Annotated in this window: 18 protein-coding genes; 10 read left to right on the top strand and 8 right to left on the bottom strand. The window is 69.7% G+C overall.

The features are described 5' to 3' along the window. Positions 1–242: 242 nt before the first annotated feature. Positions 243–1661: a flavin monoamine oxidase family protein gene (locus tag G6039_RS13565; protein ID WP_043798532.1), complete on the bottom strand. Its 1419-nt coding sequence runs from the start codon at positions 1659–1661 to the stop codon at positions 243–245. A gap of 126 nt (positions 1662–1787) precedes the next feature. On the opposite strand from G6039_RS13565, the gene G6039_RS13560 reads away from it, so the two are divergent. After that, a complete protein-coding gene (locus tag G6039_RS13560; RefSeq protein ID WP_006935192.1) occupies positions 1788–2453 on the top strand; it encodes a TetR/AcrR family transcriptional regulator in 666 nt (221 codons plus the stop codon). A 96-nt stretch (positions 2454–2549) separates the two neighbouring features. On the opposite strand, the gene G6039_RS13555 is transcribed toward G6039_RS13560, so the two are convergent. Then, positions 2550–3995 carry an NAD-dependent succinate-semialdehyde dehydrogenase gene (locus G6039_RS13555; protein ID WP_043798530.1) on the bottom strand — a complete coding sequence of 482 codons (1446 nt, stop codon included), beginning with the start codon at positions 3993–3995 and terminating at the stop codon, positions 2550–2552. Beyond that, complete coding sequence (gene gabT / locus G6039_RS13550) at positions 3992–5380, bottom strand: 4-aminobutyrate--2-oxoglutarate transaminase (RefSeq protein ID WP_029545882.1); 1389 nt, start codon at positions 5378–5380, stop codon at positions 3992–3994. The genes G6039_RS13555 and gabT overlap by 4 nt, the downstream gene beginning before the upstream one ends. A gap of 134 nt (positions 5381–5514) precedes the next feature. Between gabT and G6039_RS13545 the strand changes: the two genes are divergently transcribed. Both G6039_RS13545 and G6039_RS13540 read left to right on the top strand, forming a co-directional pair. Then, positions 5515–7017: a PucR family transcriptional regulator gene (locus G6039_RS13545; RefSeq protein WP_043798528.1), complete on the top strand. Its 1503-nt coding sequence runs from the start codon at positions 5515–5517 to the stop codon at positions 7015–7017. A gap of 261 nt (positions 7018–7278) precedes the next feature. Next, positions 7279–9117, top strand: a complete 1839-nt coding sequence (locus tag G6039_RS13540) for an FAD-dependent oxidoreductase (protein WP_043798526.1) — start codon at positions 7279–7281, stop codon at positions 9115–9117. 154 nt (positions 9118–9271) lie between these two features. Here the strand turns inward: G6039_RS13540 and G6039_RS13535 are convergent, their stop codons facing one another. Then, entirely contained in the window at positions 9272–12307 is a 3036-nt protein-coding gene (locus G6039_RS13535; protein WP_043798523.1) for an NAD-glutamate dehydrogenase domain-containing protein, read from the bottom strand. Positions 12308–13401: 1094 nt separating this feature from the next. On the opposite strand from G6039_RS13535, the gene G6039_RS13530 reads away from it, so the two are divergent. The 7 genes from G6039_RS13530 to G6039_RS13500 all read left to right on the top strand — a co-directional run bounded on the left by G6039_RS13530 (position 13402) and on the right by G6039_RS13500 (position 20735). Beyond that, a complete protein-coding gene (locus G6039_RS13530; RefSeq protein ID WP_043798519.1) occupies positions 13402–14328 on the top strand; it encodes a cyclase family protein in 927 nt (308 codons plus the stop codon). A 78-nt stretch (positions 14329–14406) separates the two neighbouring features. Beyond that, positions 14407–15951, top strand: a complete 1545-nt coding sequence (locus tag G6039_RS13525) for a long-chain-fatty-acid--CoA ligase (RefSeq protein WP_043798517.1) — start codon at positions 14407–14409, stop codon at positions 15949–15951. Positions 15952–16031: 80 nt separating this feature from the next. Beyond that, on the top strand, positions 16032–17267 hold the full coding sequence (locus G6039_RS13520) for an ABC transporter substrate-binding protein (protein ID WP_043798515.1): 1236 nt from the start codon (positions 16032–16034) through the stop codon (positions 17265–17267). After that, on the top strand, positions 17264–18064 hold the full coding sequence (locus tag G6039_RS13515) for an ABC transporter ATP-binding protein (RefSeq protein ID WP_006935204.1): 801 nt from the start codon (positions 17264–17266) through the stop codon (positions 18062–18064). Before G6039_RS13520 ends, G6039_RS13515 begins: the two co-directional genes overlap by 4 nt. Then, entirely contained in the window at positions 18061–18768 is a 708-nt protein-coding gene (locus G6039_RS13510; RefSeq protein WP_029545867.1) for an ABC transporter ATP-binding protein, read from the top strand. The genes G6039_RS13515 and G6039_RS13510 overlap by 4 nt, the downstream gene beginning before the upstream one ends. Positions 18769–18783: 15 nt before the next feature. Beyond that, on the top strand, positions 18784–19668 hold the full coding sequence (locus G6039_RS13505) for a branched-chain amino acid ABC transporter permease (protein ID WP_006935206.1): 885 nt from the start codon (positions 18784–18786) through the stop codon (positions 19666–19668). Beyond that, on the top strand, positions 19665–20735 hold the full coding sequence (locus G6039_RS13500) for a branched-chain amino acid ABC transporter permease (protein WP_043798512.1): 1071 nt from the start codon (positions 19665–19667) through the stop codon (positions 20733–20735). Before G6039_RS13505 ends, G6039_RS13500 begins: the two co-directional genes overlap by 4 nt. Positions 20736–20890: 155 nt before the next feature. Here the strand turns inward: G6039_RS13500 and G6039_RS13495 are convergent, their stop codons facing one another. Genes G6039_RS13495 through G6039_RS13480 form a run of 4 tightly spaced genes read right to left on the bottom strand, consistent with a single transcriptional unit; the run spans position 20891 to position 24730 of the window. Then, the gene (locus G6039_RS13495; protein WP_051446022.1) at positions 20891–21784 is read right to left on the bottom strand and encodes an isocitrate lyase/PEP mutase family protein; all 894 of its coding nucleotides are present in this window, start codon (positions 21782–21784) and stop codon (positions 20891–20893) included. A gap of 14 nt (positions 21785–21798) precedes the next feature. Beyond that, positions 21799–23157: a phosphotransferase family protein gene (locus tag G6039_RS13490; protein ID WP_043798508.1), complete on the bottom strand. Its 1359-nt coding sequence runs from the start codon at positions 23155–23157 to the stop codon at positions 21799–21801. Further along, positions 23154–24338, bottom strand: coding sequence for an acyl-CoA dehydrogenase family protein (locus G6039_RS13485; RefSeq protein ID WP_029545865.1), 1185 nt, complete (start codon positions 24336–24338; stop codon positions 23154–23156). The genes G6039_RS13490 and G6039_RS13485 overlap by 4 nt, the downstream gene beginning before the upstream one ends. Beyond that, a complete protein-coding gene (locus G6039_RS13480; protein WP_029545863.1) occupies positions 24335–24730 on the bottom strand; it encodes a nuclear transport factor 2 family protein in 396 nt (131 codons plus the stop codon). The genes G6039_RS13485 and G6039_RS13480 overlap by 4 nt, the downstream gene beginning before the upstream one ends. Positions 24731–24761: the final 31 nt, after the last annotated feature.

Raw genomic sequence — 24761 nt, 5'->3', positions numbered from 1 at the left:
GGGCAGGGATCTCTGGTGATCAGTGTGGGCCGCGCCGCGGGTGCCCGGCCAGGGGTCCGGCGGCGGGGTGGGAGCGCAAGCTCGGAAGCCGGCGGCGCCGCCGGAGGGGCGGCGCCGCCGCGACCGGAACGCTCACGTCGTCGTGAGCGCGTCGGGCGCCGCGACGGGCGCGCCGAAGGAGTCGTGAAAAACGGTGTAGAAAAGGGTCTTCGGTGTCGCGGCGGCCGGGCCGCGAGGGGTGGTCAGTGTGCCGGGGCACCGGCCACCGCGGCCGCGGCCGAGCGGGAGCCGAGGGCGTCGAGGATGCGCCGGGCCGTGTCCTCGCCCATGCGCACGGCTCCGTCGACGTGCTGGTAGCCCTCCGCGGCGAGGTCGGACGACGAGAAGAGGATCGGACCGACGGGGGTGAGCTGGTCCTTGCCGTAGCGGTGCAGGCCGCCGAGGTCGTAGCTTGCCGCGTAGGCTCCGCGGGTCCACTCCTCCGAGCCCCAGTCGGATTCGTAGTAGACGACCGGGCTCAGCGCCTTCTCGCCGAGGTAGCCGGCCATGGACGAGAGGATGGCGGCCTTGCGCTCCTCGGCGGGGAGTTCGAAGACGGCGTCGGCCTTCTCGTCCGCCACGAAGGCCACCAGGGTGCCGCGCGGATCCTCGAAGTTGGTGTTGTCGTAGATCTCCTGGACGAGTGCCCCGGCGCCGAAGCACGTGCCGGACAGGCCGTCCTCGCGCCAGAACGGCGTGTCGTACACGGCATGCACCTTGATGACGAGACCGAGGGACTGGTGCTGGTGCATCTGGTGCTGGCGGCGCGGCAGCGGCGGGACGTAGGAGATCCGGGAGTACAGGTTCGGCGGCACGGCCAGCACGGCGAACCGGGCATCGACGGTGACGCCGTCGGCCACCGCCCGCACGTGCCCGGGCGCGCCCGGTTCTTCGCCCTCGGACCAGTGCAGGGTCCGGACCGGGTTGCCGAGAAAGACGTCGTCGCCGAGCTTTTCGGCGAGCCGCTGCGACACCTGCTGCATGCCGCCCACGACGCGCTGGTCGAGGATGAAGTCCTCGTCCACGAGGTTGCTGAACGAGCCCGCGGAGGCCGCCATGAGGATCGCCTGCAGTGCGGAGAACGCGTGGGCCGGCTTGGTGAGCATCCCCCCCGCGATGAACAGCCCGATGTTGTTGCACGCCTCCTCGTCGTCGGAGTTGGCCCGCAACCAGTGGTGGAAGGAGACGGTGTCGAGTTCCCGCGCCCGCGGATGCGCCCACGGCTCCCGGGGGCCGATCTCGGCGGCGAGTTCGTCGAGCAGCGCGATCAGCTTGTCCATCTCGGCGCGGGTGTGCTCGGAGGTGGGGAACATCTCGCCGCGGTACCGGACGGGCCGGCCCTCGGCGTCGAGGTAGATGTTCTCGCCCTCGCGGTAGCGGGAGAACGTGCGCAGGCCCAGTTCGTCGAGCAGCGCGATCAGGGCGGTCTGGTCGGGAGACACCCACTGACCGCCGATCTCGAGCATCGCTCCGTCGATCGTGTCGGTCCAGGTGCGGCCGCCGACGCGGTCGCGGGCTTCGAGGACGGCGACCCGCAGGCCCGCCTGCCGGAGGCGGTAGGCGGCGGTCAGGCCGGACGGGCCCGCCCCGACGACGACGACGTCACGCTCGATGGATTTCATGGGATTCCCCTTCGAGAAAATGAACGACATTCATATGTGTCGCATCACACTGTAACCTCATCGGGGCGCGAGGAGAAGACCTTCGCGGCAATTCGTGGCCGGAATCGTGAGGCGAAGGGGAGCGGCGTGGGAGAGGGGACGCATCGACGCGCCGGCCGGCCGTCGACGAAAGTGCTGTCTCGGCAGGCGATCACCGACGCGGCGCTCGACGTGATCGAGCAGGGCGGCTACGACGCCTTCACCGTCGCCAAGCTCGCCCGTGCCCTCGGTGTGGCCCCGTCCGCCCTGTACAACCACGTGAGCTCGAAGCAGGACGTCCTGCTGTGGGTGCAGGAGGACCTCATGACGAAGGTCGACGTGAGCGGCTTCGGCGCCGAGCCGTGGGCGGTGGCGACGCGGCGGTGGGCCCTGTCCTACCGGGACGTGTTCGCCCGGCACGCGCCGCTGGTCCCGGTGATCGCCGTGATGCCCGTCGCGGGCGCGCCCCGCACCCTGGCGGTGTACGAGGCGGTGGCGGCGGGCTTCGCGGAGGCCGGGTGGCCGATCGACACGATCGTGCCGGTCGTCGTCGCGCTGGAGTCGTTCATCTTCGGCTCCGCGCTCGACGCCAACGCACCGGCCGACATCTTCGACACCGCCGACCTCGCCGGCGACAGCCCGGTGTTCACCGCGGCGATCGACGCGTTCGCCGGATCGGGCGGCCACTACACCCCGGACGCCGGTTTCGACGCCGGACTCGACGCGATGATCGCCGGACTCGAGGCGCGCCTGGAGCTGCTCCGGAAGGACTGAGCCGCAAGAGGATACGGCTCGGTCCGGGACCGGCGGTGTGCCGTGATCCCGGACCGAGCCGGTATTCGATTGCCGGGCGGGGTCCCGCCGCGGGGCCTACAGGGCGATGTACTTGGTGTCGAGGTATTCCTCGATACCCTCGGCCGCGCCTTCGCGGCCGAATCCGGACTCCTTGACGCCACCGAACGGGGCGGCGACGTCGGAGATGATGCCGCGGTTGACACCGACCATGCCGGTCTTCAGCGCGGACGCCACGCGCATCGCGCGGTCGAGGTCGCGGGTGTAGAAGTACGCGGCCAGGCCGTATTCGGTGGCGTTGGCGGCGGCGATCGCCTCGTCCTCGGTGTCGAAGACGGTGATCGCCGCGACCGGACCGAAGATCTCCTCCCGCAGCAGTCGCGCGTCGGCCGGGACCTCGTCGAGCACGGTCGGCGGGTAGAACGTGCCGGGTCCGTCGGGGATCTGCCCGCCGGTGCGGACCCGGGCACCGCGCTCGACGGCGTCGCGCACCAGTGCCTCGACCGTGGCGCGCTGCCGGGCGGTGATCAGCGGGCCGAGGTCGGTGCCGTCGTCGAGGCCGTGGCCGGTGCGCAGCGCCGCGATGCGGGCGGTGAGCTTGTCGGTGAACTCGCCGGCGACGCTGCGGGCGACGTGGAAGCGGTTGGCGGCGGTGCAGGCCTCGCCGCCGTTGCGCATCTTCGCGGCCATCGCGCCGTCCACGGCGGCGTCGACGTCGGCGTCGTCGAACACCAGGAACGGGGCGTTGCCGCCGAGTTCCATCGAGGTGCGCAGCAGCCGGTCGGCGGACTGGCGGACCAGCAGCTTGCCGACGCCGGTGGAGCCGGTGAAGGTGATCTTGCGCAGCCGCGCGTCGGTGAGCAGCGGCCCGGTCAGCGCCGCGGCGTCGGTGGCGGGCAGGATCGACAGCACCCCGGCCGGCAGGCCGGCGTCGGCGAAGACCTGCCCGAGCAGCAGCATCGTCAGCGGGGTCTCGGCGGCCGGCTTGACCAGGATCGGGCAGCCCGCGGCCAGGGCCGGGCCGATCTTGCGGGTGGCCATCGCCAGCGGGAAGTTCCACGGGGTGATCGCCAGGACCGGCCCGACCGGTTCCTTGGTGACGAGGATGCGCCCGCTGCCGGCGGGGGCGGTGGCGGTGCGGCCGCCGATGCGCACGGCCTCCTCGGCGAACCAGCGCAGGAACTCGGCGCCGTAGTTCACCTCGCCGCGCGCCTCGGCGACGGTCTTGCCCATCTCGAGGGTGATGACGCGGGCGAAGTCGTCGCCGCGGGCGTGGACGAGGTCGAAGGCGGTGCGCAGGATCTCGCCGCGCACCCGGGGCGCGGTCGCGGCCCACTCGGCCTGCGCGGCGACGGCGAGGTCGAGGGCGCGCAGCCCGTCGTCGGCGGAGGCGTCGGCGACGTCGGCGAGCACCGCGCCGGTGGCGGGGTCCTCGACGGGGAACGTCGCGCCGGTGGACGAGTCGGTGAGCTTGCCGCCCAGCCAGAGCCGGGTCGGGACGCCCGCGGGGAGGGTGTGGGTCATCGGGTGGCTCCTGCCAGGGTCGGGCGCACGCCCGCGACATCGCGGACGGCGGAGGCGAGGACGTCGAGGCCGTCGGTGAGCAGCTCGTCGGAGATCACCAGCGGTGGCAGCAGGCGGACGACGTTGCCGTAGGTGCCGCAGGTGAGCACGATGACACCCTGCTCGAGCGCCTTCGCGGCGATCGCCTTGGTGGCCTCCGGATTCGGCTCGCGCGTGCCGGGCTGCACGAACTCGACGGCGAGCATCGCGCCGCGGCCGCGGACCTCGCCGACGATGTCGACGTCCGCGGCGAGCGCCCGCAGCCGCTCGGTGGCGATCTGCTCGATGCGCCGGGCGCGGCCGCACAGGTCCAGCTGCTCGATCCGGTCCAGCGTGGCCAGCGCCGCGGCGCACGCGACGGGGTTGCCGCCGTAGGTGCCGCCGAGGCCGCCGCCGTGGACGGCGTCGATCAGCTCGGCGCGGCCGGTCACCGCGGCGAGCGGCATGCCGCCGGCGATGCCCTTGGCGAGGGTCATCAGGTCCGGCACGACGTTCTCGTCGTTGCTGGCGAACCAGTCGCCCGTGCGCGCGAAGCCGGTCTGCACCTCGTCGGCGACGAAGACGATGCCGTTGGCCTTCGCCCAGTCGACGAGGGTCGGCAGGAAACCCTTGGCCGGCACGATGAATCCGCCCTCGCCCTGGATGGGCTCGAGCACGATCGCGGCGACGTTGTGCGCACCGATCTGCTTGTCGATCTGCACGATCGCGCGATGGGCGGCCTGCTCACCGGTGACCTCGGTGCCGTCGTAGTTGCGGCCCTCGCGGAACGGGTACGACGCCGGCACGCGGTGGATGTCCGGGGCGAACGGGCCGAAGCCCTCCTTGTAGGGCTGGTTCTTCGCGGTCAGCGCCATCGTCAGGTTGGTGCGGCCGTGGTAGGCGTGGTCGAAGACCACCACGGCGCTGCGACCGGTCGCGACCCGGGCGATCTTGACCGCGTTCTCCACCGCCTCCGCGCCGCTGTTGAACAGCACCGTGCGCTTGGCGTGGTCGCCGGGGGTCAGGGCCGCGAGCTTCTCGGCGACGGCGATGTAGCCCTCGTAGGGAGTGACCATGAAGCAGGTGTGCGTGAAGTGCGCGACCTGCTCCTGCACCGCCGCCACGACCGCCGGGTCCGAGGCGCCGACACTGGTGACCGCGATGCCGGAACCGAGGTCGATCAGGGCGTTGCCGTCGACGTCGACGACGATGCCGCCGTCGACGTCGGCGGCGTAGACCGGCACGGAGGAGGCCACACCCGCCCCGACGGCCGTGCGGCGACGCTCGGTCAGTGCCGCCGAGCGCGGGCCGGGCAGCGCGGTGACCAGGCGACGCTGCTGCGGAAGGCGGTATTCGATGCTCGTCATGGGGGACTTCCTCGGGCTCGGCGGCGTAGAGACGATTCGAGTATGGGAGCGTCCGCGGACCCGAGACAGGGCCGATTCGTACAACCCGGTGAATCGCACCGCGCCATTTCGTCGAGCGGTCTTACGATGGCCCCATGAGCGTCGGCATCGCCTGGCTGCTGCGGCAACCGGGACTGGGATTGACACTGCGCGGCGGCCGGACCGGGAAGGAGCGGCCGATCGGGTTCGTCCAGCCCACCGAACTGCTGGACCCGCGGCCCTGGCTCTCCGGCGGGGAACTCGTCCTCACCACCGGCCTGGGACTGCATGCGGAGGAGGGCGGTGACTACGTGCGCCGCCTCGCGGAGGCGGGCGTCGCCGCCCTTGGGTTCGGCACCGGGCTGTCGCACGAGCGGATCCCGCAGTCGGTGCTCGAGGCGGCCGACGCGGTGGGGCTGGCGCTGCTCGAGGTGCCGTACACGACGCCGTTCGCCGCCGTCAGCCGTGCCGTCACCGCCCGGCTCGCCGAACAGCAGTACGAGCTGGTGCGGCGCGCCGCCGACACCCAGGTGCGCATCACCCGCGCCGCGCTGCGCGGCGGCGTGGCCGCGATCGTGCGGGAACTGGCCGTCGCCACCAGCGCCGCCGTCGCCTACCTCGACGAGCGCAGCGGGGAGGTGGTCGCCCACCCCGAGGCCGCGGCGGAGCTGGCAGAGCAGATCTCGGAGCTGCGCCGGGACGGTGCCGGCTCGGTCACCACGAGCCGGCCCGGCCGGACGCTGACGGTGCAACCGGTCACGCACGCCGGCCTCGTCAGCGGACACCTGGCCGTGCAGGCCGACCGCCCGCTCGAGAACGTCGAACTCGTCCTGATCGGCCACGCCGTCTCCCTCGTCACCCTCGAGCTGGACAAGCCGCGGCGGCTGCGCGCGGAGCGGAACGCGCTGGGCGCGAAGGCATTCGGCCTGCTCGTCGACGACGTCCTCGACTCCGGCGACGCCTTGGAGTATCTCGCCGACGCGGTCGGCGCCCGCAACCGCATCCGGATCCTGCGTCTGCACACCCCGGCCGCGGCCGACGTGCGGCGCGTGCTGGACGCCGGTCTCGGCGCCCGGCAGCGCCCGCTGTACGCGCGCAGCGGCGACGAGGCGCTCACCGTGCTGCTGCGCGGTGAGGACACGCTGTCCGACGTGGCGGCGCTCCTGGCGGACCTCGCCCCGCCGCAGGCGCGCACCCTCCGCGCCGGGCTCAGCGCCGCGCACCGGCTCGCCGACACCCGCCGCGCCGTCGAGCAGGCCGAACACGCCGTGGCCGCGGCGGACGCGGCCCACCGCCTCGTCGAGTTCGACGCCACGCACGGAACCGCCCTGCTCGCCTCCCCGGCGGTGCGGGCCGTACTCGAATCCGTGGCTGCGTCCACTGTTTCCGCTCTCGCCGACTACGACCGCGGCCGGGGGACCAGGCTCGTCGCGTCGTTGCGGGCGTTCCTCGAGGCGAACGGGCAGTGGGAGGCGGCGGCCGCGGCTCTGGAGGTGCACCGGCACACCCTGCGCAGCCGGATCGCCAAGGCGGAGCAGGTGCTCGGCGTCGACCTCGGCGACGCCCGCGTCCGGGCCGAGCTGCTGCTCGCCCTGCTGATCGGGGAACCGGCGCCCTAGGTAGCTGGAAACGGCGTAGTGCTGCAGTCGTAGTCGGCCCTTCACGCTGCGGGCGAGTTCGTCCAGCCGGCCGGAATGCCGTCGGAGCCGGCGCGGCACCGTTCCCGGGGAGAGCCCGAGTGGTCGTCGCGGGGCGACTTCGGCCGGGAACAGGAAAGTATGGTTGAGTGTTCAACTATATGATTGAGTAATCAACTATATGACGAGCGTCGCGCCCTTCCGTCGGGAGGGGCGTGACCGAAACCGACCGTACGGAGGATCATGGCTAGCAGTTCGACCGAGCACAGCGGCTCCATCGGGACCGCGTCCCAGAAGGGCATCCCCGACGAGGTGGACGTGGCGATCGTCGGGTCCGGCGGCGCAGGCCTGATGGCGGCGCTCACCGCCGCCAAGGAGGGGGCACGAGTCCTCGTGGTCGAGTCCCGGGAGATCGTCGGGGGCGCCACCGGCATCTCGGCGGGTGCCGCCTGGATCCCCAACCACGGCTTCTCGACCAAGGACCTGAAGGTGCACGACGACCTGGACCAGGCGCGGCGGTACATCTACGGCCAAGGTCGCGACCGGATCCTCGACCACGACCTGGTGGAGAAGTTCCTGGAGACCGGACCGCACGTCGCCCGGTTCATCGAAGAGCACACCTCCTTCGGGTGGATCCCGACGATCTGGCCGGACTACCGCTCCGACATCGACGGCGCGTCCGTCGGTCGGGCACTGTTCCCCGGCCCGTACTCCCCGGAGGGACTCGGGGAGAACGCGAAGTACGTGCGACCGGCCCTGACCACGGGCATGGCCAAGAACCCGCTCCCGTTCTGGTTGCTGGGCGGGATCGGCATCGACGACGTCTGGCTCGCCGGACCGGCCTTGATCGGAGCACTGCTCGAGGCGGGGCTGCGCAACGGCGTCGACGTTCGCGTCGAGACGCCCGCGACCCGGCTTGTCACCGACGAATCGGGGGTGCGGGGGATCGTCGTGCGGGCCGACGGCGCCGAGCACACGGTGCGTGCCACCCGGGGGGTCCTGCTGGCCAGCGGCGGGTTCGAGAGCTCGACCGAGATCACCACGACCTACCTCGACGCGCCCTTCGGCGTGCAGGTCTCCCCCCAGGGCCACGACGGCATCGCGGTGCAGCTGGCGCAGGAGGTGGGCGCTGATCTGACCGGCATGGAGGACGCCTGGTGGATGCCCGGCGTGCAGCTGCCCGGTGAAGAGCTGGAGGGCCGCCCGCTCAGTCGTGTGTTCCTGGGCGAGCGAGCGCTGCCGCACAGCATCATGGTCAACAGCAAGGGTGAGCGCTTCGCGAACGAGGCCCTGGCCTACGACCAGTTCGGGCAGATCATGCGCGAGGTCGACCCGGAGACGGGCACCATGCCCAATGCCACGGCCTGGCTGATCTTCGACCACAACTACTGGACGAAGTTCGGGATCTTCGGCGTCACGCCGGGCGCAGAGGTGCCCGACTACCTCCACCGCGCCGACACCCTGTCGGAGCTGGCGAACAAGATCGGGGTCGACGAGGTGGGGCTGCTCCGCACAGTCGACCGGTTCAACCCCGAGGCCGCCCGAGCTCGCGACCCGCAGTTCCACCGCGGGGACACCTTGTTCGACCGCTACTTCGGCGCCTACTATCCCCGGCTGGGCAAGAACTCGCCCGACGCGCGGTTCCCCGCCGCCACCGCAAAGGCGCGGATGCGCATCGCCGCGGCGATCGGTCCGATCGTGAGCACGCTCGCCGGACGGGTGGCGAAGAGGAACGACCCCGAACGCGTGCGTTCCCTCGTGGTCGGACCCCTGGCGAAGATCATCCGACCCATGCTGAAGAGCCCGAAGTCGAGCGTGCTGGGACCGGTCGACACCGCGCCGTACTACGCGCTCGAGGTCCAGGCCAGCGCGCTCGGCACCGTGGGCGGCCCGAAGACCGACGCACTCGGACGCGCGCTGAACACCGAAGGCAAGGTCATTCCAGGCCTGTACGCCGCCGGCAACGCAGGAGGCGCACCCACGAAGGGCTTCTACGGAGGCGCCGGGGGGACGATCTCGCTCGGGCTGGTGTTCGGTTACCTCGCGGGACGGGAAGCAGCCAAGCGGCAGGATGACGCGTAAGCATCTCGTCGGTGCCCTCGACCGTCGGCACGGCGGTCGAGGGCACCCTCGCGAGCACCGGCTTTCGCCGCAGGTGACCGAGCGCGAAGACAACGCATCGACCACGCCATAGCACCATGCCGCACACAGGGTCCCGTCCCTGCGAGGCACGCGCTCAACGGTCGAGCAGGCGCAGTTCCCCGGCGATCACGGCCAGCCGTGCGGTGTCCACCGCGTCCTCGCCGCGGAGCCGGTCGAGGAGTCGCACGAGACGGTGCGTGCGACCGGTCGGGTCCGCGGCACTCCCGTCGAGCGCGGTGACGACGAGCGCGTCGAGGCGGTCGGAGATCTCGTCGCGCAGTGCCGCCGCGCCCATGGCCTCCCAGTAGGAGCCGCGGACGCGGGTGGCGAAACCTTCGAGCAGCCAACGGATGTGAAGGCTGTCGATCAGTGCGTCCCGGGCCGCGGCGACACGGGCGGGGTCGGTGCCCAGGCACAGCGCCACCGCGGCGTTCGCGAACGCGCCACGGCAGTCCTCGGCCGACGGCCGGTCGCCCAGTGCGGCGGCGACGGGCGCGGCGAAGAGCGCCACGAGAGCCTCCGGTGTGTCCGCGTCGTCGCACGCACCCGCGAGCACGTCGCGGAGCGTCCGGCGGGCGGTGTGGCGCAGCAACCACGCCATCTCGGCCTCGACGACGCGCGCGAGCGCGCTCAGCTCCGCCAGCGTGCTGCGGGCATCGGAGCCCGCCGCGAGGATCCGGGTTCGGATGTCCTCGGTGTGCAGCACGCGGCTGACCACCACGTAAGCGCGCGCCGAGTCCGCGGTGGCGGCGCCGAACCGTTCCTCGAACCGGTACAGGGCTCCCGGGCCGAGACGGTTGACGAGCTCGTCCGCGAGCGACGCGACGACGATCTCCCGGCGCAGCGGATGCTCGGCCACGCCGCTTCCGGCGCGGGCCAGGATCTCGGCTGGGAAGTAGTTCTCGGCCCACGGGGTGCAGGCCGGGGAGTCCGGCAGCGACGACGCGGCCAGCTCGCTCGCGACGACGTTCTTCGACTGCGCCAGCAGCACAGCGAGTTCCGGTCGCAGCAGGCCCGTTCCCGCCCGGCTCCGCTCCCGGATCTCCGCCGTCGGGGGCAGGCCGTCGCCGTCGCGGGCGATCCGGCCGGCCCGCGCCAGATCCTCGATCAGCCGCTCGTGCTGGGTGAGCAGCGCCGGGGCGTCGTGCTCGCTGCAACCCAGGGCGAGCACCTGATCCCGGGACGCCGTGAGCACGGCCTCGGCCACGTCGTCGGTCACCGCGGCGAGCAACGTCTCCCGCTGTCCGGGCGCCAGCGTTCCGGCCGCGACCGCGCGATCGACTGCGATCTTGATGTTGACCTCCCGGTCGGAGGTGGCGACGCCGGCGGCGTTGTCGATGAAGTCGCCGTCGCAGCGGCCGCCGTGGCGCGCGTACTCGACACGTGCGGCGCGGGTGAAGCCGAGATTGCCGCCTTCGCCGACGATGCGCGCACGCACCTCGCAGGCGTCGACCCGGACCCGGTCGTTGGCGGGATCGGCGGCGTCGCCGTGCGTCTCGTCGGAGGCCTTCACGTACGTGCCGACACCGCCGTTCCACAGCAGGTCCACGGGCGCGCGGAGCACGGCCTTGATCAGTTCGTCGGGCGTCAGGGTCTCGGCGTCGATCCCGAGGGCCGCGCGGGCGGCCGCGGACAGCGGCACGGCCTTGGCGGTGCGCGGCCACACGCCGCCACCCGCGGAGATCGCCGCGGGGTCGTAGTCGGCCCAGGACGAGCGCGGCAGCGCGAACAGACGCGCGCGCTCGCGGTGGGAGGCGTCGGGATCCGGGTCGGGGTCGAGGAAGATGTGCCGGTGGTCGAAGGCCGCGACGAGGCGGATGCGGTCGCTGAGCAGCATGCCGTTGCCGAAGACGTCACCCGACATGTCGCCGATGCCCGCGACGGTGAAGGTCTGCGTGTCGACGTCGTGACCGAGTTCGGCGAAGCGGTGCCGCACGGCCACCCACGCGCCGCGGGCGGTGATGCCCATCGCCTTGTGGTCGTAGCCGGCCGAGCCGCCCGAGGCGAAGGCGTCGCCGAGCCAGTAACCGTATTCGGCGGCAACGGCGTTCGCCGTGTCGGACATGCGGGCGGTGCCCTTGTCGGCGGCGACCACCAGGTAGGCGTCCGCGCCGTCGTAGGCGACGGTGTCGGTCGGGGTGGTCGGCGCTCCGTCGACGACGTTGTCGACGACGTCGAGCAGGCCGCGGATGAAAGTGGTGTATGCGGTGGTGAGGTCCGCGGTGGATCCGGGGCGGATCACGAAGGCGCCCTTGGCGCCGCCCGGGACGATGGGTGCGTTCTTGACGGCCTGGGTCGCCATCAGTCCGAGGACCTCCGTGCGGTAGTCCTCCGGGCGTTCGGAGAACCGCAGCCCGCCCCGCGCGACGAGCTCGGCCCGCACGTGCACGCCCTCGACGTCGCGGGAGTGGACGTAGATCTCCCGCAGCGGCACGATCGCCCCGCCGACGGTCAGTGCGGACGGATCGAGCTTGAACGACGCGTACGGTTTGGTGCCCCCGCTCTGGAACCAGTTGGTACGCAGGGTCGCGTCGACGAACGAGCGCAGCCCTCGCAGGGTCCGGTCGAGGTCGAAGGTCGCGGCGCGATCGATGTGGCCGGCCACCGCCGAGGCCGCGGCGGCGACGGCGGCTTCCCGGTCGGGCAGCCCGGGCCGGAACCGGGCGTCGAACAGTGCGGCGAGGGCCGCGGCGTAGCCGGAGGTGGCCGTCAGGCAGCCGAGCATGTACGTCGGCGACAGGCCGATGCCGGCCTGCGCCAGGAACCGGACGGCTGCCCGGATCAGGTCGACCCACCTCCACGAAATACCCTCCTGCAGAACGAGTATCGAGAAGTCGTCGATGTCGGTGCGACCCTCGGCGCCCGCGACGAACGCCTCCGCGATCAGGTCGAGCACCCCGGCATCCGGAGCGGCGGTTCCGGACGGCGCAATCATGAAGTGGTGCGTCCCCGGCTCGTCCAGCGGCCGGTGGTCGCTCACGTGAAGACCGAAGCGCCGCAGGACGTCGACGACGTCGGTGAGAGTGAACCGGTGGTTCGGCCACGAGGCGAGGCAGCCGAGCGGACTGCCGTCGGCGGAGTCGAGGAAACGCAGCGTCGTCGTGTGCTGGGACAGGGAGGGGGCGCTCACGTGGGGTCCTTTCCGGGGCGGCGGCGATGGGGCGAGTCTGCCGCCTCTGCCCCCGGTAAGGCAGGGCCGAAGTGGAGCGGTCGGAGCGCCGCGAATCGCCGATTCGGAGTGGAGGCTGATCCGCTCGAGGCTGCGGGTGACCTGTGTATATCCGTCGGCGTCGGCGAACTGTACGCCGCGCCGGTGGGCGAGGGCCGGGCCGAGAAGATCTCTGCGGGGAGCTTCTCGGCCCGGGGCCTTTCTCACCGGTTCATGGATTGGACCGGTTTGCCGTCGTACGCGGCCTCACGAGGGTCAGGGCTCCTGGTGACGCGAGTCGTTCGGCTTCGTGGCCGACGGACGCCATCGGCGTAGCCCGGTGCCGGACTCGTAGGCCTGTGACGTGGGACAGGTGACGAGTTCGATGGTGCTACCCCAGGGCGTTCGGGCGTACAGATAATGGTTTCCCCGTCCCGCGTCGCCGCCGGGCAGCTCTGTCGGCGGGCTCATCAGCTCACCTTCTTCAGGATTACTTGGCGGGAGTCGCCGGCGTCGCCGCGGGTTCGTGCAATCGCCGAACGGAGGAGATCGAGCGCCATGCGCCGGCGGTGTGCGCTCCGTCGGCGTCGAGGTGCCGCATCGACACGTCCAGCCATGCGGTCAACAGTTTCGGATTCGGAGAGTCCGGAAGTGTCCGCATGAGAGCCGAGTCGAGGTCGGGCACTGCGTCGGTCAACAGGTGGCGTGGAACGGAGAGGAGTGTACTTGATCCAGGTCCCGGCACTGAGGCACTCGGCGGGGCCTACGCCGTCCCACGGGGCAGCGGTGCCGGAAGCGTTTTCGGTGCCCCGACTGCACTGTGCCAGGACCTCCGTTCCAGGGCGGACGATGAGGACCGCGACGTACTCACCTGGGGTGCGACGAAGTTCGGCGGCGCGTCGGTATCCGCTCATCGAGCCGACGCTGCATCCGACCACCAGTGGTCGCCATCGTCCGATGATGTCCGGCCGGGTGTTGACACTCCGAGTGTTGTGGAACACAATCTGAGCGCAGTTGACATGACTGTCACGTCATACTGCATGTCCGACGCGTTTCACTGTTCAGAGGAGATATCGATGACCGCCGCCGTTCCTGACATGCGTGAACTCGGACGAAAGGTACGGAATTGGGGGCGGTGGGGCGCCGACGACGAGCGCGGCACGACCAACCTCATCACCCCCGAGCGGGTCAGGGACGCGGCACGGCTGATCCGAACCGGACAGATCTTCGAACTGGGCATCCCACTCGACGGCAACGGTCCGCAGCCGGGCGGAAGCCGGATCAACCCGATCCGGCTGATGTCCGAGAACGGCCAGGAGCAGGTGTTGCCGGGCGGCTTCAAGTGGGCCGACGACTACGTCTTCATGCCGCTGCAAGCCGGGTCGCAGTACGACTCCCTCGCGCACGTCCACTACGACGAGCAGCTGTACAACGGGCATCCCGGCGACGGCGTCACCGTCAAGGGTGCCGACAAGTGCGGCATCCACACCCAGGCCAAGGGCATCGCGGGCCGCGGCGTGCTCCTCGACGTCGCCCGGCACCGGGGTCTCCCATGGCTCGAGTCGGGAACCGCGATCACACCCGAGGAACTCGATGCCGTCGTGGAAGCGCAGGGCGTCGAGGTCGGGCCGGGCGACATCCTCCTGATCCGAACCGGTTGGCACGCCAAGTTTCTCGCGGAGTCCGATTCGGCCGCGTACATGGCGGGAGAGCCGGGGCTGAGCCTGTCGTGCGCACAGTGGCTGCGCGACCGGGACGTGGCGGTCGTAGGTGCCGACAACTGGGCCGTCGAGGTGATACCCGGGGAGAACCCGGGCGCCCTCTTCGAACTGCACATGGTCCTGATCCGAGACATGGGCATGACGCTCGCCGAGATGCTCGACTTCGAAGAACTCTCGAAGGCATGCGCCGCCGACGGCGTCTACGACTTCTTCTACACGGGGCCGCCGTTGCAGTTCACCCGGGCAGTCGGTTCCCCGATCAACCCTCTCGCCATCCGTTGACACGACCGGCAGCCGGAATCCTCCCGCTCGGCTGAACCGACCCGATACCGCCCATTTCATCACGCCAAGGAGAACCGAATGCTGCTCAGCGACATCGTCGAGTACGGCGCACGCAAGCATCCCGATCGCATCGCCCTGCGCTTCGAAGACGAGACGGTCGGCTACGGCCAGCTGCGCGACCGCAGCCGCCGCCTCGCGAACGCACTCCTCGGCGTCGCGGACCCCGGCGACCGCGTCGCGATCCTCTCCACGAACCGCACCGAGTACTTCGACTGCTACTACGGCGTGCCCATGGCGGGCATAGCGTTGACGATCCTGAACTTCCGGCTGCATCCCGAGCAGATCGCGGCGCTCGTCGAGCACTCGGGCGCCGCGGTCCTCGTAGTCTCCGAGGACTTCGCCGAGATGGTCGCGAGTATCCGCGACCGGATCACGTCGGTGCATACCGTCGTCGTGATCGGCGACGCCGACGCCGATGCGGCGTTCTTGTCATGGGACGCGTTCGTCGCCGGCGCGCCCGCGACGGAACCGAAGGTGCGTCCGCGTCCTGACGACATCGCATGGATCGTCTACACCAGCGGCACGACCGGGGTGCCGAAGGGTGTGATGCTCAGCCACCGCAACCTCCTCACCGGCATAACCTCCTCGGCCCTCCAGTGGGCGCTGCCGGAGGACACCGTCTTCCTGTTCTGCTTCCCGCTCTGCCACGTCGGCGGTTACGTGACGCTCCTGAACCACCTGATGGGTGCCACGGTCGGGATCATCCGCGCCTACGACAATGCCACCTTCCTCCGGCTGGTCCAGCAGTGGAAGGTCACCCAGACCGGCCTGGCGCCCACGATGATCAACTTCCTGCTGCAGGATCCGGCGCTCGACGCGCACGACCTCGGCACGCTGGAGGCGATCGGGTACGGTTCGTCGGCGATTCCCGCTCCCGTGCTGCGGGAGGGACTCGACCGCCTCGGTTGTGACTTCTATCAGGGTATGGGCATGACCGAGCTGGCCGGAAATGTGCTGCACCTCGACCAGCAGGCGCATCGGCGCGCCGCGAACGGGGAGTCCAACCTCCTTGCGGCAGCCGGAAAGCCGATGCGTTTGGCGGATATTCGAATCGTGGACGACGAGCTTCGGGACGTTCCGGTCGGAGAGATCGGCGAAATGGTCGTCCGTGGCGACCAGGTGATGGCCGGCTACTGGAACGACACCGACACGACGGACGCCGCGTTCACCGACGGCTGGTTCCACACCGGTGATCTGGTGCGACGGGACGCCGAAGGATTCGTCTACATCGTGGACCGCAAGAAGGACCTGATCATCAGTGGTGGCGAGAACATCGCTTCTCTCACGGTGGAACAGGCCCTGTACAGTCATCCGGCGGTGGCCGAGGCGGCCGCGATCGGCGTCAAGGACGAGACGTGGGGCGAAATCGTCTGCGCCATTGTTGCTCTGCGCTCCGGCTCCACCGCTACCGCGGACGAGATCATCGCGACGTGCCGAGAGCACCTCGGCGGATTCCAGGTGCCGAGGCGCGTCGAATTCGTCGACGCCCTCCCGAAGAACGTCAGCGGCAAGATCCTCAAGCGCGATCTTCGCGAGCGCTTCGCCACCCGAACACTCGTCTAGCACAAGCCTCCCAGTCCGGCCCGCCGCCCCGAGCCACACTTCTGTCCTGCCCTGCGCACCTCTCGACACACGGAGCGACCATGAAACGTACTCTTGCCGTGGGCCTTACTGCCCTGTGCACCACCGCCGCCCTGGCAGCCTGTTCCGGCCGGGACACCGCCACTTCGGCGGGTGACTGCGATCCCGGAATCACCGACACCGAGATCCGCTTCGGAACAAGCCTCATGCAGTCCGTCGCGGGACCTCAAGCGGTCGCCGCAACCGCGCTGTTCGACGAGATCAACGCCGCGGGCGGGGTCACCATGGGTGACGGGAAGACCCGCAAGATCGAGTACATCGCGATGGACGACGGATACGACCCTGCACGCACCGTCGGCAACGTCCGCTCACTGGTCGAACAGGAACAGGTCTTCGCGATCCAGAATCTGATCGGCACCGCCTCGACGCTCGCCGTCGTGGACTACCTGACGCAGAAGAACGTTCCGCTCGTGTTCCCGATGACCGGCACCGACGAACTGCTGGCCACGCACGAGCAGCGCCCTGTCGTGGCCGGAGCGGTGAACCCGCAGACACGATGGGAGGTCTCGGAGCGTGCCGAGATCATCCTGCGCGACCATCCACAGGCGAAGATCGCGGTGCTGTACCCGAACGACAGCCTCGGCAACGGAAGCCTCGACGCCCTGAAGTCCGCACTCGACGGCAGCGGTACCGCGGTCGTCGCACAGCAGGCCTACGAGCAGACGACGCCGTCCGTCGACTCGCAGGTGGTCAACCTCGCGAACTCCGGCGCCGACGTCTTCGTCAACTTTGCGACGGCGAGCTTCGTGACTCAGTCGCTGAAGAAGGCGCACGAACTCGGATGGAAACCCGACACCTACATCTACTCGGGCGCCACCGACACCAACTTCGTCCTCGCCCCCGCCGGTCCGGACGCCGCCGAGGGCGTCCACTCCTTCTACTGGATCTACGACGTCAGCAGCACCGATCACGACGCCAAGCCCGGTGTGCAGAAATGGCGGGAATTCGCCGAACGCAACTCCGGGAAGATCAAGACCACCGACACCATCGCGGCGACCGGCTACAACTCCGCCCAGCTGCTGGTGACCGCCCTGAAGCAGATGGACGGCTGCACGCGGGCCGACCTGCTCGACGCGGTGCAGAACATGCGGGGTGTGACCACCGACCTCGCGATCGAGGGAATCACCTTCGACACCACGCCGGACTATCCCTACGCGATCACCTCGATGGCGCCGATGACGTTCCGCGACGGCAGGTGGCACTACGACGCTGCGGTCACCCGCAGCACCGAGCGATGACGTCCGTACCGGACGCCGGCGACGACGGCGCGGTTCCCGCCCTGGTCGTGGAGGAGGTCCGGCTCCGGTTCGGCGGCGTCGTCGCGCTCGACGGTCCCTCGTTCACGATCGAGCCCGGCCACATCGTCGGGTTGATCGGTCCGAACGGGGCGGGAAAGACGACACTGTTCAACTGCATCAGCAGGCTGTACCAGCCGGAATCGGGACGAATCGCCTTCGGGGACAAGGATCTGCTGTCGCTGTCGGCGGACGGGGTCGCGGATGTCGGTATCGCCCGAACGTTCCAGAACATCGGGTTGTTCCCCACGATGTCGGTTGTGGACAACGTGCTGACCGGTGCGTACTCGCGTACCCGGACCGGGTTTCTCGGGGCCGCGCTGGGTCTGCCGATGACCGGACGTGAGGAGCGACGCGAGCGCGACGAGGCATGGGCACTGCTCGAGTCGATGAACCTCGCCCGGGTCGGTCGCGAACCGGCGGGCACCCTTCCGTACGGGACGCTGAAACGGATCGAACTCGCGCGGGCGCTGATGCAGCGTCCGAAGTTGCTGATGCTGGACGAACCCGCGAACGGCCTCATCCACGAGGAGGTGCTCGAACTCGCCGAGACCGTCCGGCAACTGCGTGACGAACGAGGATTCTCGGTGCTGCTGGTCGAGCACCACATGGCGATGGTGATGTCGATCTCGGACCGCGTCGTCGTGCTGAACTTCGGGCAGAAGATCACGGAGGGGCTTCCGGCCGACGTGGCCGCGCACCCCGAGGTCGTCGAGGCGTACCTGGGGGGTGCGGCGTGAGCCTGCTGAGCGTCGAGGGGCTTTTCGCCTGGTACGGAAGTGCAGAAGTTCTGCACGGCATCGAATTTCAAGCCGAGAAGGGCGCGGTGACGGTGGTGCTCGGCGCGAACGGTGCCGGCAAGACCACCATCCTGCGGGCGCTGTGCGGCATGGTCCGCACTCGTGGCCGGATCGAATTCGACGGCCGGGACATCGCAGGCATGCGCACCGACAGGATCGCGCGTCTCGGGATCGCGCACGTTCCGCAGGGCCGCGGCACCTTCGGCGACCTGACGGTCGAGGAGAACCTCCGCATCGGAGGGTACGCGGCCGCCGTCGCCGACACCGACCGGGCGATCGAGCAGTGGTACGACTTCTTCCCCCGGCTGCGGGAGCGGCGTCGGCAGCAGGCCGGCGGACTCAGTGGCGGCGAGCAGCAGATGCTCGCCATCGCCCGGGCCCTCGTCGCCGCACCACGGCTGCTGCTGCTCGACGAGCCGTCCCTCGGCCTGGCCCCCCGCATCACCCAGGAGGTGTTCCGTGCGCTGAGCCGCATCAATGCGGAGACGGGGACGACAATTCTCGTCGTCGAGCAGAACGCGCACCTGGCCCTCGACATCGGGTCGTCCGCGGTGCTCGTCGACGCCGGTCGCATCGTCGCCCAGCGTCCCGCCGCCGGTCTCGCACACGACGAGTCGGTGCGACGCGCCTACCTCGGCTACTGAGCACAGGAGTGAGTCATGCACGTCTTTCTTCAACAATTGGTAGACGGGCTCACGTGGGGCGCACTGTACGGTGCGTTCGCATTGAGCATCGTCCTCGTCTACCGGGCCTCCGGGATCGTGAACTTCGCGCAGGGGGAGATGGCGATGTTCGCGGCGTTCTTCGCGTGGCAGTTCCACCAGTGGGGTGCGCCGCTGTATGTCGCGATCCTCGGGGCGATGGCGGTAGCGTTCCTCATGGGCGCCGTCACCGAGCGGGTGCTGATCCGGCCGCTGGCGGGCTCGCCGAACCACATGCCGCTCGTCATCATCACTCTCGGACTGATGCTGGTCCTCAACAGCGCGGCCGGCTGGATCTGGGGTGTGCAGAGCAGGGAATTTCCGTCGACGGTGTCCGGACCGGTGGTGACGCTGGGGACGGTGGCAGTCTCGCGGCAGTCCCTCGTGATCGTCGGCGCGGTCGTGGTTGTCGCGGCGCTGCTGTTCCTCCTGTTCCAGCGTACCCGTGTCGGCCTCGCGATGCGGGCGGCCGCCGGAAATCCGGATTCCGCTGAGCTGGTGGGTATTCCGGTAGGTCGCATGCTGATGATCGGCTGGGGATTGGCGGCGGCGATCGGCGCGCTCGCGGCGTCGCTCGCGGCCCCGCAATTGTTCCTCCAGCCGAACATGCTCGTCGCGTCGCTGATCTACGCATTCGCTGCCGCCGTTCTCGGCGGATTGGACAGTCCGGTCGGCGCCCTCGTCGGCGGATTGTGCGTCGGTGTCGCGGAGAACCTCGCCGGTACGTACATCGAGTGGATCGGCCACGACTTCAAGCAAGCCGTGGCACTGGTCCTCATCCTGGGGGTGTTGCTCTTCAGGCCGGAAGGTCTCTTCGGTGCGCGGAAGGTGGCGCGGGTATGAAAGTCCTCGATATGCTCCGCCGCCCCCGCGCCGAACTCGACGCACCGGTGTGGCTCCGCCGTACCACCGTTGCGGTGGTGCTCGTCCTCGCCGCGGTCGCACCGCTCGTCTCGGCGCCGTACGTCAACTTCGACCGTTCCATGGTCCTCGTGTACGTCGTGGTCGGACTCGGCCTGAATCTGCTGACAGGCAACACCGGTCAGATCTCCCTGGGCCATGGCTTCTTCTTCGCCGTGGGCGCGTATCTCAGTGCGGTGCTGATCGAGAACCATGGTGTCGCCTATCCGGTGGTGCTCCCGCTCGCCTTCGCGGTCTGCTATGTGGGCGGGTACCTGTTCGGGCTGCCGGCGCTGCGGCTCCACGGCCTCCAGTTGGCGCTCGCCACACTGGGTCTCGCACTGGTGACCCCCGCCGTGATCAAACGCTTCGAGCACGTGACCGACGGTCAGGCGGGCATCAACGTCACCGCGGCCGAGGCACCCGTATCCTCCGGTCTCGATCGCGACCAGTGGGTGTACTACCTGTGCCTGCTCGTCGCCGCGCTGACCTATCTCGTGGTGCGCCGGCTCTCCACCGGCCGCATCGGGCGATCGCTGATCGCGATCCGTGACTACGAGGCCGTGGCGACGACCCTCGGTATGCCGGCCGCCCGGACGAAGACCACCGTGTTCGCCCTCAGTGCCGCACTCGCCGGCGTCGGCGGGGTGCTCTACAGCTTCGTCGTCCAGTACGTCGGCCCGGAGGCCTTCGGGCTGCCGCTGGCGATCGCGTTCATCACCATGATCGTGGTCGGAGGTCTCGGTACCGTGCCCGGTGTCGTGTTCGGCGCCTTCTTCGTCGTCTACGTCCCGCAGTGGACTGCTGAACTCAACCAGTCGGCGGCCGGCATCACCTACGGCGCTGCGTTGATCCTGTTCATCTTCGTACTGCCCTACGGCTTGATCAGTCTGGTGCGGTGGGGGCTCGCGCCGCTCGTGGCATGCATCCCGGGTCGTCGCAGCGACGGGGGACGGTCCGAGGGCACAAAGGACCCGGGACTGGAATTGGAACCGGTGGCCACCGGCTGAACTGCCCGGACCACGACCGGCGACGGACGGGCACCCTCGATCAGGATCTAGGGTGCCCGTCCGTCGCTGCGGTGTTAGTGGTCTCCGGCTGTCGCCCGGTGCGATCGGTACCGAAAAAGCCCGCCTGGCCATGTGGCCAGGCGAACCCTTCCGGCTCAGCGATCGGCGAAACGGGAACCGAGTTCGTTCACCTCGGACAGTCCGATGAACCCGGTGAACTCGTCGAAGGAGGGCAGGCGCGACAACGCCGCCGCCGGGGTCCCGTCGCGCACGATCGTGGCCAGGAAGTCCTGGATCGACCTCGTAGCGGCCAGCAGCGCGCCGATCGGGAACAGCACAAGAGCGAATCCCAGCTCGCCCAGCACATCCAGCGGCACCGGCGGAGTGCGCCCGCCTTCTACCCAGTTGAACACCAGGCGATGTCCCTTCAACCGGGTCGCCACCGCACGCACCTCGTCGATGCTGGCCGGAGCCTCCACGAACAACAGGTCGGCGCCGGCGTCCGCGTAGCGCAGGGCGCGATCGATTGCCGCGTCCAGCCCGTCGACGGCCGCGGCGTCGGTCCGAGCGATGATCAGGAGGTCCGGATCGGTGCGGGCCGCGACGGCCGCCTCCAGCTTGGCCACCATGTCGGTGACCGGGACGACCGCCTTGCCCTCCATGTGGCCGCATCGCTTGGGAGCGACCTGATCCTCGAGCTGGATGGCCGCGACACCGGCCCTCTCGTAGTCGCGGACGGTGCGAATGACGTTGAGAGGGTTGCCGTACCCGGTATCGGCATCGGCGATCAACGGGACGTCGACGGCAGCAGCCATGCGGCGGGCGTTGTCGGTCATCTCCGTAGCGGTGAGCAATCCGACGTCGGGGCGACCGAGCAGACTCGCAGAGGTGCCGAAGCCGGTCATGTACGCCGCATCGAACCCGGCGGCCTCGACCAGGCGCGCGGACAGGCTGTCGTAGGCCCCCGGCGCCAGGACCGGTGCCGCGCTGTCCAGCAGTTGGCGCAGCCGTGGTCTGGTAGGGGTCGGTGATCCGAGAAAATCTGACATGGAATCGCTTTCGATCACGTGGTGAGGTGGCGTGGATTGGCGACGCGCAGACGGGCCAGGACCGCTGTCGAGACGGCTCGACGCACAAGGGGGTCGGTGTACGAGAGCGTTCCCCGGTGAAGCGCGGTTGCGAGCTCGGCCTCGGTGGCGCAGCCGACTTCGGTCAACAGGTCCCCGAGCACGGTGCTGTCGCCGGAGTCGAGTTCCCGACGCGCCGTGCCCAGGAGGTTGACGCAGATCCGCAGCAGGTAGCGCTCCCGGTCCTGCGTCCGGTCGAGTGCCGGACCGATTTCGTCGGTGAGCGTCCAGGAGACGAGCTCGAGAATCTCGGCCAGGCTCGGGCGGTCGTGCAGCGACTCGGCCGGCGGAGCAGGTGCCGCCGGTGGCTCGTCGTCGAGCAGATCGAGGATCAGGAGCAGGTCGTATTCGGATTCGCAGACCCGGCGGCCGATCGCGGCGAGTTCGAGCGAGCGCTCGGCGCCGCCGAAATGCCGCTGCGCCTGGAACCGGCTGAGCACCAGCCACCGCAGGGTGCCGTAGGTCTCCCACCAGTGCAGCTCTGCCGTCGAAGGCCGCTCACCCGTCGCCTTCTCGTAGCCGTCGAGCAACTGCTCGCGGGTCCCCACACCGGCGACCGGGAGTTCGGCACCGAACCGCCATGCCCGGACGCAAAGCCATCCGAGGTCCTCGATCGGATCGCCCAGATGGGCGAGCTCCCAGTCGAGGACGCCCCGGATTCCGGTGTCGTCGACCAGAAGGTTGCCGAGGCGGAAGTCGCCGTGCACGAGAGTGGCCGGTCGGCGCGAAGGCCGATGGTCCCGAAGCCACCGCAGCCCGATTTCGACCGCCGGGCGCGGGTCGTCGAGAGCCCGATAGACGGACTCGAGCACGTCGATCGGGTCTCTGGTGTCGAGCATCGTGAGGGCTCCGACAGCGCTGCTGTGGATCTGTCCCAGCACGAATCCCATCTTCTCGGCCAGCCGCTCCCGCATTTCGGCGAGCGCCGGATCCCGTTGGATCTTCCGGGGAATCGACTCGCCGGCCACTCTTTCCATCAGCAGGAAGGGGGCATCGATGCCGGGGGCGGTGTCACCGCTGGCAAGGACAGCGGGTACCGGCACACCGGCGGCGGCGGCGGCGCGCAGGCATGCCGTCTCCGCGCGCATCCGCTGTGCGTCGCCGTGCCCGGGGGGATCACGCCTGAGGACTACGGGCAGGGGGTTGCCCGCGGCATCGGTTGCCTGCGCCGACCACACCTCGCGGCTCGCGCCGCCGGTCAGCTGTCGGGGTTCGCCGACCGAGACGTTCTCGCCGCGCACCTCGATGAGGATTGCTCGGATCCCGTCACCCAGTGACGAGGAAGCCTCGGTCACAGCCACGGCGCCGCGCCCGGGTCGCGCAACAGTTTGCGAGCTGTGGACATGCGGTGGACCTCGTCGGGGCCGTCGTAGATGCGGGCGTACCGGGCCTGCCGATACATCCGCTCCAACGGCGTGTCGGCGGTCAGCCCGAGCGCTCCGTGCACCTGGATGGCGCGGTCGACGACGTCGTGCAGCATCCGTGCACACCAGAACTTGACGAGCCCGATCCGGATGCGTGCATCGTCGCCGGAGTCCATCGCGCGGGCGGCATCGAGTGTCATCAGCCGGGCAGCGTGGATCTGCGCGGCGGATTCCGCTATGTACCGGTGGACCTCGCCCTTCTCTGCCAGGAGAGAACCGTGCACGTAGCGGGTGTTGGCCCGCTCGCACATGAGCTCGTAGGCCCGCTGCGCCTGACCGAGCCAGCGCATGCCGTGGAAGATGCGCCCGGGTCCGAGGCGGTCCTGCGCGACGGCAAACCCCTTGCCGCGCTCGCCGAGCAGGTTCTCGGCAGGCACCCGCACGTCGGAGAGACGGACCTCGTAGTGGTCGCTGGGATCGTGGCCCATCGTCGGGATCGAGCGGAGGATCTCGAAACCGGGGGTGTCGGTCGGAACGATGATCGCGCTGATCCGGGAGTGGCGGGGCACGTCCTCGGGCTCGGTGCGCGCGAAGACGGTGCAGTAGCCCGCGTCTTTGACTCCCGTCGTGAACCACTTGTGCCCGTTGATGACCCAGGTGTCCCCGTCGAGCTCCGCGCGGGTGGTGATCAGGGTCGGATCGGAGCCGGCGACCTCCGGCTCCGTGAGTCCCACCGAGGGCAGGAACTCGCCGGCGACGAGCGGCGGGATCCATCGTTCCCGCTGTTCCTCGGTGCCGTGCTTGCGCAGCATCAAGGTGTCCTGCATGGACACGGACCCGACGGCGAGCTGCCCGAACTCGGACCGGCCGATGATTTCGTTGAGGTATACGAAATCGAGGAACTGCACACCACCACCCCCGACGTCCGCCGGGTGGCCCAAGGCCCACAGACCGAGCTCTTTTGCCTGCGTGCGCAGCTGATCGAGTGCCTTGCGGGCGTCGTCGTCCTCGCGCGCGAGGACCGGCTCGGCAGGAATCACCTGGTTGTCGATGAACGAGCGCATGCGGGCGCACAGGTCTGCGATGTGGCCCTCGGGATGATTGGTGGTCATGCCCCGTTTCCCTTCGTTGTCGTGTCGGTCGTCTCGTGCAGCGGTCGGATGGCGGCGGAGTCGACGTACTCGTCGATGCGGGTGATCCGTCCGTCCACGACCCGGACGAACAGTGCGGCAGGAACTTCGAGCGGACCGTGTCCCGGCAGGGCCCCGCGCACCACGTGCTGCTGTACGAAGCCGTCCGGAACCGCGTCGCGGCGGACGTCCTCGTAACGGAAGTCCTCGAGCGTGCGGGTGAGCCAGCGCAACACGCGCAGGTTCTCCTCGACGGTCTGCTCGCGGCCGTCGTCGTTGTGCCAGATGCGCGCGTCCGGCGCATACAGGTTTGTCAGTGTTTCCACGTCACCGGCTCGGACGGCGGCGAAGAATCGGTCTGCGAGATCCAACATGCGAAGGTGGTTCTCCTCGGTGCTGCGGATG

Origin of the sequence: Rhodococcus aetherivorans (genome assembly GCF_011058165.1) — a bacterium.
Taxonomy (GTDB): Bacteria; Actinomycetota; Actinomycetes; order Mycobacteriales; family Mycobacteriaceae; genus Rhodococcus; species Rhodococcus aetherivorans.
The sequence above is the reverse complement of the archived record's forward strand: the minus strand, read 5'-3'. Positions and strand labels throughout refer to the sequence as shown.